Origin of the sequence: Bacillus cereus group sp. MG20 (assembly GCF_040459885.1) — a bacterium.
In the GTDB taxonomy this organism is placed as follows: Bacteria; Bacillota; Bacilli; order Bacillales; family Bacillaceae_G; genus Bacillus_A; species Bacillus_A cereus.
Window position 1 is genome coordinate 2,003,442 of the sequence record NZ_JARVHF010000001.1, and the last position, 12,447, is coordinate 2,015,888.

The window sequence follows — 12,447 nt, forward strand, 5'->3', positions numbered from 1 at the left end:
ATACATTTTTCAGAATTTACTTTCATTCCCATTTCCTCTTTATTTCTCTCGTAAATTTCTATAGAATATGTTGATAGGAATTATAAATTTCATAATGAATCGTGGAAAGGATGGGATTAACACATGTGGAACGAGTTTAAAAAATTCGCATTCAAAGGTAATGTAATCGATTTAGCTGTCGGGGTTGTAATCGGTGCTGCATTCGGTAAAATCGTTAGTTCTTTAGTAAAAGATATCATCACACCATTACTTGGTATGGTATTAGGTGGCGTTGACTTTACAGATTTAAAAATTACATTCGGTAAATCATCTATTATGTATGGTAACTTCATCCAAACTATTTTTGATTTCTTAATTATTGCAGCTGCTATCTTTATGTTTGTTAAAGTTTTCAACAAACTAACATCTAAAAGAGAAGAAGAAAAAGAGGAAGAACTTCCAGAACCAACAAAAGAAGAAGAACTTCTTGGCGAAATTCGCGACTTACTAAAACAGCAAAACTCTTCTAAAGATAGAGCATAATTGAACGGATAAAAAGGCATGTCCCTCGGGACATGCCTTTTCTATATGCTATAACGTTTCCGAATTCATATGAATAAATAAAATAATACCAGCAACCATAAGTACCATAATGCTACCTGCAAATAGTGTAATACCAATAAACATTAAACTTGTGCTCATATCTACTGATACACTTTCAATAAAAATAGAAATTACATACGTGATAAGGGCAATTCCTGCAAGAATACTTCCTGGAACAAATCGCTTTAAGCCATTTTGTTTTAACGTCATATATGCAAAAATAGCAGTCATACAAAGCGTAATTATCCAAAGAACGATCATCTCTTCTCCCCCCTCACAAGCCTTTTCTTTCTATTATACATGACATTGCCCTATAATAGGTAAATTTGCACTTATGTGACATATAACAAGGAATCATACAATTTATAGAGAAATCTTCTAAATAAGCTATAAACTATGGAGAATTTCAATTGGAAGATGATATTGTAGGATATTTTAAACAAGTAGAGCGATTCGATTAAATTACAATTGACTTAGACAAAGATGAAACCATTATTACTGGCCATGTGAAACAATATGATCCTTCTAGATTAGAACAGTTAATACAAAGTTTTAAAACGCACTGCCCAAACATGCCTTGAACATAATTTACGAAGCGCTGAAGAACTTTTTGCATTTTGGAAAAGAAATTGACCACTAGGAAAATATGGATATTTTTCATATAAATCAATATAATTACCATATACAAATATTCTTTGTAAGGGAGTGTTCATAATGATTTGGATTTCACTAATCGTATTAGCTTATTTCATCATTCTCGTCCCAATACAGTACAACTACATTAAAATGCTCAAAGAAAAACAGAAAAAAATGAATGTCTCACAAAACGAACTATATGACAACATGTCTTATGAAGAATCCCAAGTGCATTACCATTATCAAAGTAACTTATTTACAATACCTGCTTCGCTTGTCGCAAGTATTATTTATAAAGTGAAACATGCAGCATAATGTGTACGCTGTAAAATTATTGTTTGAGTCTGTTCATGCTGGTGAGCCTGATCCTACGAAAATTGATGAGCATTATGAAGAGAATCACGATACACTTTTTGAAGAAAGTATTATTCTTGTTAAAGCAAACAGTTTAGAAGAAGCTCATGAACTAGGTGAAAATATAGCTATACAATCGGAGCACACATACGATAATATGTATGATGAGCAAATCACATGGACGTTCCGAAAAGTGTTACATGTGTTTGAATTAGACGATACGCCATTTGAAACTGGAAAAGAATTGTACGCAAGATTTTTACACGTTAAGAAAAATGAAACTGTAGATACAGTAATTGAAAAATATTATCCTGAATATGAATAAAAGCTCACAGCAATCGCTGTGAGCTTTTTTATACTTACTTCGTTGAATCTCTAAATTGGATACGGTGAGGTAAGATAACAGTGTGATCTTCCACTTTTTCTTTGTTCATATACTTTGTTAATAGACGCATTGCTACTGCACCGATATCATACATCGGTTGTACAACTGTTGAAAGTTGCGGACGAACCATTAATGCAAGGCGTGTATTATCAAAACCAAGTACTTCTACGTCAGTTGGTACGTTTAATCCAGCGTCTTGTGCTGCATGGATTACACCTAGTGCCATTTCATCAGACGATACGAAGATTGCTGTTGGCTTTTCATCATTGCTCCAAAGCTTTTCGAATGCTTCGATACCTGAGTCATATGTGTAATCTCCATCGATTACAAGATTTTCATCATATGAAATACCTTCTTCTTCTAAAGCTTTTTTATAACCTTGTAACTTCTTCGCGCTTCCCGCTTTATCAATGAATGGACCAGAGACGAAACCGATACGCTTATGTCCTTGCTCAATAAAGTGCTTCATTGCATCGTAAGCTGCTTGTGTATAATCAATATTTACTGATGGCGTTTCATTTTGCTCATCGAATGACGCTGCTAATACAATTGGTACTGGAGATTTTTTAAATTCTTCAATGTGAATGTCTGTAATATCTTCACCCATGAAAACAATTCCGTCCACTTGCTTTCCAAGCATCGTATTTAATAAATGGAACTCTTTCTCTTTGTTTTGGTCAGAGTTACTTAAAATGATGTTATATTTGTACATTGTTGCGATATCTTCAATTCCACGTGCAAGTTCTGCATAAAACGTATTTGAGATATCAGGAATAATAACACCTACTGTAGTTGTCTTCTTACTTGCTAGTCCACGTGCTACCGCATTTGGGCGGTACCCTAAACGATCAATTGCTTCTAATACTTTCTTTCTTGTTGTAGGCTTTACATTTGGGTTACCGTTCACAACGCGTGATACGGTAGCCATTGAAACGTTCGCTTCGCGCGCTACATCATAGATTGTTACGTTCATCTCATCGCACACTCCTTCTATTTTTGTTATCTATTTTTATGTATCGGTTACTTGAATGAAAAAAAGACATCAACTCTATTTGCAGATGCCACCAATCGTCCCGAGTTCTTCCTTTTACTAATGATACGATAAAAACGCAGGCTCATACAATATTTTCCCGCAAAAGTTTCGAAAAAATTCGCTTCTTTTCTCGTATTTTCGTATTTTTTATGAAAAAAGAGCATTTTTTGTAAAAAAATAGATGTTTCCTAAGTAGAAATCTTATTTTAAGCAGTACGATAGTAAATGAAATTTATATCGACGATTTTTCGAATATATGAACCGTAACTCGAAATATATCAGCGATTTTCCAAATATATCTACCACAACTCTAATTATATCAGCGATTTTTTAAATATATCAACTTACCAACAAAAATCGACAATGACAGTCTCTATACAGATGCCCCAAAACGTCTTATTGGAACAGCTCATTAAAAGTTTTTATAATTTACTTCCAAATGATTTTAATTCATTCATAAAATCATTGAACTGCGGAATATTCATTTGCTGCGCCTCATCTGAAAAAGCTACAGCGGGATTTGGATGTACTTCAGCCATAATTGCGTCTGCACCAATTGCCATCGCTGCTTTTGCAGTTGATAAGAGAAGGTCACGTCGCCCTGTAGAATGCGTTACATCGACAACAACAGGTAAATGTGTTCCTTTCTTTAAAATCGGTACAGCGGAAATATCAAGCGTCTTACGCGTCACTCTTTCATACGTGCGAATACCTCGTTCACATAAAATAATGTTCCCATTTCCCTTTGCCATAATATATTCTGCCGCATTAATGAATTCTTCAATCGTTGCTGATAGACCACGTTTTAATAATACTGGTTTATTTACAGCACCAGCTGCCCTTAGCAAATCAAAGTTTTGCATATTGTGAGTGCCAATTTGAATAACATCAACGTAATCTAATGACATCTCAATATCATTTGGATTTAAAATTTCACTAATAACAGCCAAATCATATTTATCTGCTACTTGGCGTAAAATTTGTAATCCTGCTAATCCAAGACCTTGAAAATCATACGGTGAAGTATGTGGCTTGAAAGCACCACCACGCATTAATTTCAACAATCGTATCTTCTATTTTTTCTTACAAGACACAAGTAGTGCTTTACGATGATCCTCTTCTTGTAACTCTAAACCAACTTGAAAAATTTGTTTGAAAATATGTTGTAAAGTCGAAGTTTCAAATGGACCATTATTATTCTCTACAATTAAATCCAGCATATTTCTTTCACGTACAGGATCAAAACGTTTCACACCTTATACTTCTTTTAAAGTACCAACTTCTTGTACGAGACGACCTCTTTCGTTTAATAACTCTAATATTTGTAAATTAAGTTGATCAATTTCAGAACGTAAACGACCTAATTGTTGTGATGCCATAAAAAAGCCACATCTTTCAAATTCCTATATATTACTTTTTTAAGATAACTTATTATAGTTGATACATATACGATTGTCACACGATATACAGCAATGAATTATCATCAAAAAACATTGTATATTTTCATTTAAAATAAAAAAAAGACAGTTTACATACTGTCTTTTTTACAAGAAGGAAACAAACGGTTTATCACTGTTTTTCTCTTTTATAATAACGGCCTCAATTTTACTCTCGGACTTGATCTGTAATTGTACTTTCGCATCTTTAGGCAATTTGTCCAACATACCTTGCGCAGCCAATTGGGTAAGAGCCATTAATTCTGTTTTACCGTTATATTTAATAACAATATTCATATTTAATGTATCCATTTGATCTTTCTTATAAGAAACTTTTGCGTTGACTGGAATAAAATCTCCAGTAGAAAAACCTTTTATTTCCTTAGCAAAGTTAGTTATTTTTGTATTATCTTCTCCATGTGCTTGTGTAAATTCATCAGAAGGATATGAATACGACTTTTCATCAATTGTACTCCAATTTCCAAGGTTCGTATCATTCTTTTGAACAGTAGCACTAGCAATATACGTACCATTTTTTAAAGAACTTGTACTTTCTTGCTTAAAGATAGCAAACGTAATTGGAGATTTGTTATATTTATCATTTTTGTTAATAGCTTCAATAAGTTGTTTAGCAACTTCAGACCCTTTAGACATAGCTTCTTCATTCGATACACTTGAAGACATAGCTAAGCCAATCATAACACCAGATAAACTTAATTCATTTGAATTCTGTTTTCCGAAATAGTCTTGTTCTATAATATTCGTCAAAACTGGCGCTTCTACTTTCGCAACTAGTTCATCAACTAGTTTCTCTGGAATATACTGATTTAATTGCAGTACGTGGCTCTCTGTATCAAATTGCTGCGTTGCAATATTTATTAAACCATTTTCATACTCTGCTAAATCTAATTTAGAATTTGTTTTTATATTAGCTGTATTAATAACCTTTTGTTCTTTTAAAGGAATAACAGTTCTATAATAATCTTTAGAAACAGCAGTTCTCGGAATCATACTTTTTTCTTTTGTATCTTTTTGTATAACTTCATCCTTCTTACTAATCGTATTACTATTGTTACTACAAGCTCCCAGTAATAAACTTACGACCGCGAAGGATAATGCCATTTTCTTCATTACTTAAAACCTACTTTCAACAATCTAGTTATTTAGTTTGAACTATTAATAGTGTACCATTAAATATATTTCAACAAAAACAAAAAAAAGAAGCAAGCACCTTTAGCTTGCTTCTTTTTACTTTATATTCTCTTCTAAAGCATCTTTTTTAATATTCCAATGAGATGTATTCCATACTACCATCCCATCTTTTATGTATAGCACTTGCGGTGATTCATGTCTAATACTGTATTGTTCTGCAACACGATTTGACACATCTCTTGCATCTTGTACGTATAAGTAATACGCTGGCACTTCTCTTTCTTCACTGCAATACGCTTGAAATTCTGTGTATGCACCGTGACTAATCGGGCATGTCGTACTATGTTTAAAAAGAACATACGGCTCATTCTTTTCTACTAAGACTTCAAGCTCTTCAATTGTTTCAAGCTTTGTCATATTCATCACGATTCACCTCTCATACGAAATCTAGAGCGCTTCTCTTTCTTTTCAGCGTTTTTCTCAATTCTTTCTAATTTACGCTCTTCTTTTTCAACCTTCTTCTCTTGTCTCGACGCACGGTAATGATTGTATACTTCAATCGCCGCACTGCTCCACTGTACAACTTGCGCTACTTTATCAGCGTTATTTTCAATTTCGTCCGTTACAGAGTCTGATACATTACGAAGCTTCGTATTTAAAGATTGGATTGTCGTTCCAATCCCATCTACACCCGCTACCACTTTATTTAATGACTGTGACTTCTGTTGAATATCATCAGCTAACGCATTCGTTTTATGTAATAATTGCTCTGTCTCTACGCTAATTCCTTGCATTTGTTTTTCTAAACCTTCTAACGTGCTTGCAACGTTTTCTAACGTCTTCTGAACCGATAACAACGTTCTGCATACATACACTACTAATACTGCGAAAGCAACCGCGATAATAGCCGCACTTACATATAAAAGAACTTGCATTTCATCACTTCCTTTATCTTTTTCATACTTTCCCCTATTATACAATCATTTTCCGTTTCATTCTAATCCCTATCTCATCATTAGAATTTTCATACTTATTCGTTAACTGTAACATAAATCATTCAACAAATTCCACTAAGTAGGTTACAATAGGAGAGGATACATAATTAGTAGGGAGGCTTTACATATGAAAGATCCACGTATTGAAAAGTTAGCATACAATTTAATTAACTACTCTATCCGCTTACAAAAAGGTGAAAAAGTATTAATTGAAAACTTTGGCTTACAAAAAGAACTTGTAACTGCACTTGTAAAAGAAGCATATGCAGCTGGTGGTTTCCCATTCGTCTCTTTAAAAGATCATCAAGTAGATCGCTCTTTATTAATGGGTGCTACTGAAGAACATTTCGAACAAATCGCTGCATATGAAGCAAGCGTAATGAAAGACATGGACGCTTATATCGGTCTTCGCTCTGGCGATAATATTAATGAACAAGCTGACGTTCCAAGTGAGCGTATGAAAGTTCATGGCCAAACAGTTGGCAAAAAAGTTCATAGAGACATTCGCGTTCCAAAAACACGCTGGGTTGTTCTTCGCTACCCAAATGCTTCTATGGCACAGCTTGCTAAAATGAGTACAGAAGCTTTCGAAGACTTCTACTTTGAAGTATGTAACTTAGACTACGGTAAAATGGATAAGGCGATGGATAGCCTTGTTACATTAATGAATAAAACAGATAAAGTTCGTTTAACTGGTCCTGGAACTGACTTAACATTCTCTATTAAAGACATTCCAGCAATTAAATGCTCAGGTCATTTAAACATTCCAGATGGTGAAGTATACTCTGCACCAGTTCGTGACTCTGTTAACGGTACAGTTTCTTACAACACACCATCTCCTTACAACGGTTATACATTTGAAAATGTACAACTTAAGTTCGAGAACGGCCAAATCGTTGAAGCAACTGCAAACGATTCAGAACGCATTAATAAAATCTTCGATACAGACGAAGGCGCACGCTACGTTGGTGAATTCGCAATCGGCGTAAACCCATACATCTTACATCCAATGGGAGACATCCTATTCGATGAAAAAATCGATGGCAGCTTCCACTTCACTCCTGGACAAGCTTACGACGATGCATGGAATGGTAACAATTCAAACATCCATTGGGACTTAGTATGCATCCAACGCCCTGAATACGGCGGCGGTGAAATTTACTTCGACGACGTACTAATCCGTAAAGACGGACGCTTCGTTGTACCTGAATTAGAAGCTTTAAACCCCGAGAACTTAAAATAATAAAAAATGCTCGGAATTATATCCGAGCGTTTTTTTATTATCCTCACTCTATATCGAGCTACTGTTCTTACTTTTTGTTTGCTGAAAATGAAAATAATATAAAAGTGCCACTGCGATAGTACCGATTGATATCGGAACATATAAAGGAAGATCCCATTTCATATATACTCTAGTGCAACCAACAAGCACAAATAATATTTCTAAACAAAGGTTTTACATATTTCATTTCTTTCCTACCATTTCTATTTTCACATGTGGATTTTCTTTCTCTATAAGCGCCAAGAATTCATCCATATTTTGCGGCATCGCAACCATATGTACTTTATATGCATTCGTCGTAATTTCAAGAGACTTTCCGACCTGACGTATAATTCTCACATCTTTTAATACAATATCATCATTTAAAATACCGTACTTTAATACGCCATTTTCTACTTTATGTTTTTTAATAAATACTTCCCAAACGAGTGGTACATTTACAATGAAGCATAAACCCATCCCAATCAACGCTGACATCCAATGCGCTTTATTAGTGAAAAGCATGACAATTGGATATATAAACATAAAAACTAACGTAAGGCAAACGAAAATGACTACTGACTTACTTCTTTGAATTGGAAAGTTCATACCTACACCCCCTAATCCAAATTATACCACTATTTCCATTTTGGTTCATAGAAAAAGGCCATTTCTAAATGACCTTTTACACAATGTACCTATAAAATTTCTTATCTACCTGTAGCACCGGAAAGTTTTTCGGCAACTCGTCTATACTCACACTTTGAAAACCATTCTTTTCATAAAAACGATGTGCCGCTAAAAATTTTACTGTTGTTCCTAAGTAAATATCTTTCAATTTTTTATCCTCAGCCCATGAAATTGCTGTTTGAAGCAACATATGTGATGCGCCCCATTCTTTTCCGCGAAACTCTTTTTGTACGAACATTTTTCTTAGCGCTACTTGATGATTCTCAATATCTAATAAAGCTACTGTTCCAACTACTTTACCATCATAAATTGCTACCCAAAAGTTTCCGTGATCCTTTTGATAGAATGTTTCTATTTCAAGTAAATCAGGTTGCTCTTCTTTCGTAATGGGAACATTATACTCTTTTTGCTGAATATGAACGATAAGATCTACTACTTCCTCTTGAAACGTACTTTCATACGGAACAATACGAATCTTCTCGTTCATCGAATCTCTTTCCATTCTGAAGCTAGTAAACTATATACAGCGATATCATGAAAATGATCATATAGCCATTCTTCATCTCGTAAAATACCATCTAACTTAAACCCTAAACGCTCTGGAATAGCGCGACTTTTCACATTTTCAACACCGCATCGGATTTCCATTTTATTTAATTTTAAATTCTCAAATGCATATTGAAGCACAGCCTTCACGCTACGCGTCATAACGCCTTTTCCTCCAGCATCTTCTGCAAGGTAATACCCAAGACTCGCGGCTTTCTTCCCCCAGCTCACTGGATGAATGCCTACCATCCCAACGAGCTTTCCTTTGTAACGTATACCACTTTCAAAACCGTCTCCCTCTGCAAACTTCTTTAACCACATCGGAAAAATTTCATCATAAGCATCAGCAGATTTTGTCCCATCTACCCAAGGGAGCCATTTCCGTAAATGATTACGGTTTTGATCTAATAATTGATATAATTCCTCTTTATGATGTTTTTCTAGTAATTGTAGTTCGATTTCGTCATCTACTCGGAGTGTGAACATGTTTTTTAGTCCCCTTTTTAGTTTTCTTATTATTCTAACATTTATATTTCAAAACGCGTACCAATATATCAACGATTTTTGAAATATATCGAACACAACTCCATATATATCGACGTTTCAACATTAAAGCACAACCACGACAACATAAAAAAGACGCACAGCCAAGCTATGCGTCTTTTCTATTATTTCTCTGCAACTTGAACTTCTTTTACGTAAGCTGCTTCGAATTTTTGGATGTCACCTGCGCCCATGAAAATTAGAACGCCGTTTTTATGTTTCTTTAATACATCCGTTGTTGTATCTGTAATTAATTCTGCACCGTCAATACGCTTTTGCAGATCTTCGATTGTTAATTCACCTTTGTTTTCACGTGCTGATCCGAAAATATCACATAAGTATACTTGGTCAGCTTTGCTTAAGCTTTCTGCGAACTCATCTAAGAACTTTTCTGTACGTGAGAATGTATGTGGCTGGAATACAGCGACAACTTCACGCTCTGGATGTTTTTGACGAGCTGCTTCAATCGTTGCATTAATTTCTGTCGGATGGTGTGCGTAGTCATCGATGATTACTTGCTCTCCCATCGGCTTTTCATTAAAGCGACGTTTTACGCCTTCAAAAGTTGTTAATTGATGTTTTACTGCTTCTACATCAACGTTTTCATAATGACAAAGCGCGATTACTGCTAATGCATTTAATACGCTATGGTTGCCGTATCCTGTAATTTTGAACGTGTCATAGTACGTATTACGAACGAATACATCGAATATCGTGCCATCTGTTCTCTTTTGAATGTTACGTGCTTGGAAATCATTATCTTCTCCAAATCCATAGAAAATAACAGGTACTTTCGCTTGAATTTTTTGAAGTTCTTCATCATCTCCACATGCAATAATGCCTTTTTTCACTTGCAATGCCATCTCTTGGAATGCACTGAATACATCATTGATGTCTGCAAAATAATCTGGATGATCAAAATCAATATTCGTCATAATTGCATAGTCTGGATTGTAAGACAAGAAATGACGACGATACTCACAAGCTTCAAATACAAAATACTTACTATTTTCTACCCCATGCCCTGTTCCATCTCCAATAAGGTAAGATGTCGGGTGTGCACCTTGCATTACATGGGCTAACAAACCTGTTGTTGATGTTTTTCCGTGTGCACCAGTTACAGCAACACTTGTGTATTGGCTCATCAGGTCACCTAAGAAGTGATGGTAACGATGGACTGGGATGTTTAATTCTTTTGCTGCTACGATTTCTTCATGCGTATCAGGAAATGCATTTCCTGCAATAATCACTTGTCCTTCTTCTACATTATTCTTATCAAAAGGAAGGATCGAGATACTACGCTTTTCCAACGCTGTTTGTGTAAAGAAACGCTTTTCATAATCAGACCCTTGAACAGTATGCTTCATATCATGAAGAATTTGCGCTAATGAACTCATTCCTGTTCCTTTAATTCCTACAAAATGGTAAACTGTCATCTTAAAGAACCTCCAACATTTCGAACTAATACAACGGCCTATCTATAAGACAGTATATGAATCTTTTCTTATTTTGGTAATCATCATACATTTTTGATGTAGTGAAGTTATTCTTTCCCTTCACTTATCAGGATAAACTCGTACGTACTTCTTTATATGTCCATAACAAGTCCATTATAGCAAAAAAGAAGCCGCTATACTATGATAACAGAAAAACTGATAGGGTCAATCACCTATCAGTTTTTCTCTCTTTTACATATCTTCTCTTTTTTCTAATTGAACACGCTCTAAGCGTGGATTTGGACGATATTTACGACCAGCTTTTGCTTCTGGTTTCCCATTTAATTCTACATTATCACCAGTAAAGCCAATATTCATTTTTAACAAGCTACTTCCTACCCCGTATATGTCAACAGGTACCTTTTGAGCTTCAAATTCACGAATACGTTTTTCATCAAATCCACCAGTTACAACGATGTCTACATGCTGGAATCCTTCTTCATCAAGCGCCTTGCGAAGTGCAAATACGAGCGATGGGTTTACACCACGTGGATCGAATGTTCCAAGTACTTCTGGGTGGCGAATAAAGTATTGATCAATCATTGTTCGAGACGTATCTACACGCACACCTTTTAATGTTGATCCAAACTCACGCGCTACACGAAGTGCATCTGTAATAACATCATTATTGTAATCAATTAGTACAACTAATTCATCTTCTGGGAATTTCTTATGATATGCTTTTGCCGCTTCTACAACATCACCATTAAACATTTGAATTAATGCGTGAGGCATTGTTCCCATACCACTTCTGCCCCACCATTCATTCATCGCATGCGTCGCTTGTGCGCTCATACCTCCGATGTATGCTGCATAACCGTCACCAGCTTGTTGTGTATAATGATCGTCACGATCTCCCATGAAAATAACTGGTTTTTCTTTATCTACACTACGTGCAGCTTGGACAACATTATATACGTTTGTTGCAACCGATGTACGACGAGCTAAAATCCCATCAATAACACCTTCTAAAAATCCGAAATTCTCATAAGGACCATGAATTGTTAACACTGTTTCAAATGGACTAATTTTATCGCCATCTTTTAAAGAGTTAATTTCAAGTTCCTCAGGATTTTTAGCGAATGTTTGCAGCAATGCAATCACTTCATCTGTTCCGCAAAGAACTGCATTTTCTTTTTGGAAAAATTGCATCGTTACAACACTTTTTGGGCGAAATTCTTCAATAATTTCTCTAGTTTTTAAAAAGTAAACGGCGGAGAACCAACCTTCCCCAACGCGTTCGTCAAATTTAAATGTTTTATTTGTTAGTCGATTTATTTCACCTTTTAATTTTAATTCAATTTCTTTCATGTCGCTTTACTCCCTACTTTACTATCC

The 12,447-nt window shown here is 35.1% G+C and carries 14 protein-coding genes and 1 pseudogene; 4 read left to right on the forward strand and 11 right to left on the reverse strand.

The annotated features are described in order from the left end of the window. Window positions 1-123: 123 nt before the first annotated feature. Entirely contained in the window at window positions 124-522 is a 399-nt protein-coding gene (gene mscL / locus QCI81_RS10285) for a large-conductance mechanosensitive channel protein MscL (protein ID WP_000267003.1), read from the forward strand. 48 nt (window positions 523-570) lie between these two features. Here the strand turns inward: mscL and QCI81_RS10290 are convergent, their stop codons facing one another. After that, complete coding sequence (locus tag QCI81_RS10290) at window positions 571-843, reverse strand: DUF3917 domain-containing protein (protein WP_000636589.1); 273 nt, start codon at window positions 841-843, stop codon at window positions 571-573. A gap of 453 nt (window positions 844-1,296) precedes the next feature. Between QCI81_RS10290 and QCI81_RS10295 the strand changes: the two genes are divergently transcribed. Continuing rightward, complete coding sequence (locus QCI81_RS10295; protein ID WP_000637898.1) at window positions 1,297-1,533, forward strand: DUF3949 domain-containing protein; 237 nt, start codon at window positions 1,297-1,299, stop codon at window positions 1,531-1,533. 1 nt (window position 1,534) lies between these two features. Further along, on the forward strand, window positions 1,535-1,897 hold the full coding sequence (locus QCI81_RS10300; protein ID WP_003271799.1) for a DUF4288 domain-containing protein: 363 nt from the start codon (window positions 1,535-1,537) through the stop codon (window positions 1,895-1,897). 34 nt (window positions 1,898-1,931) lie between these two features. Here QCI81_RS10300 and ccpA read toward each other — a convergent pair whose 3' ends face one another. From ccpA to QCI81_RS10325, 5 genes and pseudogenes are all read right to left on the reverse strand, one after another. After that, window positions 1,932-2,930 carry a catabolite control protein A gene (gene ccpA, locus QCI81_RS10305; protein ID WP_001103303.1) on the reverse strand — a complete coding sequence of 333 codons (999 nt, stop codon included), beginning with the start codon at window positions 2,928-2,930 and terminating at the stop codon, window positions 1,932-1,934. 482 nt (window positions 2,931-3,412) lie between these two features. Continuing rightward, window positions 3,413-4,369, reverse strand: a pseudogene (locus QCI81_RS10310) (bifunctional 3-deoxy-7-phosphoheptulonate synthase/chorismate mutase). A gap of 165 nt (window positions 4,370-4,534) precedes the next feature. Further along, window positions 4,535-5,557, reverse strand: coding sequence for a CamS family sex pheromone protein (locus QCI81_RS10315; RefSeq protein ID WP_000738029.1), 1,023 nt, complete (start codon window positions 5,555-5,557; stop codon window positions 4,535-4,537). Window positions 5,558-5,674: 117 nt separating this feature from the next. After that, window positions 5,675-6,001 carry a bacillithiol system redox-active protein YtxJ gene (ytxJ, locus tag QCI81_RS10320; RefSeq protein WP_001057469.1) on the reverse strand — a complete coding sequence of 109 codons (327 nt, stop codon included), beginning with the start codon at window positions 5,999-6,001 and terminating at the stop codon, window positions 5,675-5,677. Continuing rightward, window positions 6,001-6,513 (reverse strand): DUF948 domain-containing protein, encoded by a 513-nt coding sequence (locus QCI81_RS10325; protein WP_001197721.1) that lies wholly within the window; start codon window positions 6,511-6,513, stop codon window positions 6,001-6,003. The genes ytxJ and QCI81_RS10325 overlap by 1 nt, the downstream gene beginning before the upstream one ends. Before the next feature lie 187 nt (window positions 6,514-6,700). Here QCI81_RS10325 and QCI81_RS10330 point away from each other — a divergent pair, with 187 nt between their 5' ends. Next, on the forward strand, window positions 6,701-7,816 hold the full coding sequence (locus QCI81_RS10330) for an aminopeptidase (RefSeq protein ID WP_000654729.1): 1,116 nt from the start codon (window positions 6,701-6,703) through the stop codon (window positions 7,814-7,816). A 222-nt stretch (window positions 7,817-8,038) separates the two neighbouring features. Here the strand turns inward: QCI81_RS10330 and QCI81_RS10335 are convergent, their stop codons facing one another. From QCI81_RS10335 to QCI81_RS10355, 5 genes are all read right to left on the reverse strand, one after another. Further along, window positions 8,039-8,443 carry a PH domain-containing protein gene (locus QCI81_RS10335; protein WP_001010643.1) on the reverse strand — a complete coding sequence of 135 codons (405 nt, stop codon included), beginning with the start codon at window positions 8,441-8,443 and terminating at the stop codon, window positions 8,039-8,041. A 76-nt stretch (window positions 8,444-8,519) separates the two neighbouring features. Continuing rightward, window positions 8,520-9,011 (reverse strand): GNAT family N-acetyltransferase, encoded by a 492-nt coding sequence (locus QCI81_RS10340; RefSeq protein ID WP_078400680.1) that lies wholly within the window; start codon window positions 9,009-9,011, stop codon window positions 8,520-8,522. Then, complete coding sequence (locus QCI81_RS10345) at window positions 9,008-9,556, reverse strand: GNAT family N-acetyltransferase (RefSeq protein WP_078400681.1); 549 nt, start codon at window positions 9,554-9,556, stop codon at window positions 9,008-9,010. The genes QCI81_RS10340 and QCI81_RS10345 overlap by 4 nt, the downstream gene beginning before the upstream one ends. A 182-nt stretch (window positions 9,557-9,738) precedes the next feature. Further along, window positions 9,739-11,049 (reverse strand): UDP-N-acetylmuramate--L-alanine ligase, encoded by a 1,311-nt coding sequence (gene murC / locus QCI81_RS10350; protein ID WP_000219469.1) that lies wholly within the window; start codon window positions 11,047-11,049, stop codon window positions 9,739-9,741. A gap of 252 nt (window positions 11,050-11,301) precedes the next feature. Then, the gene (locus tag QCI81_RS10355) at window positions 11,302-12,420 is read right to left on the reverse strand and encodes a nicotinate phosphoribosyltransferase (protein WP_000658372.1); all 1,119 of its coding nucleotides are present in this window, start codon (window positions 12,418-12,420) and stop codon (window positions 11,302-11,304) included. Window positions 12,421-12,447 lie beyond the last annotated feature (27 nt).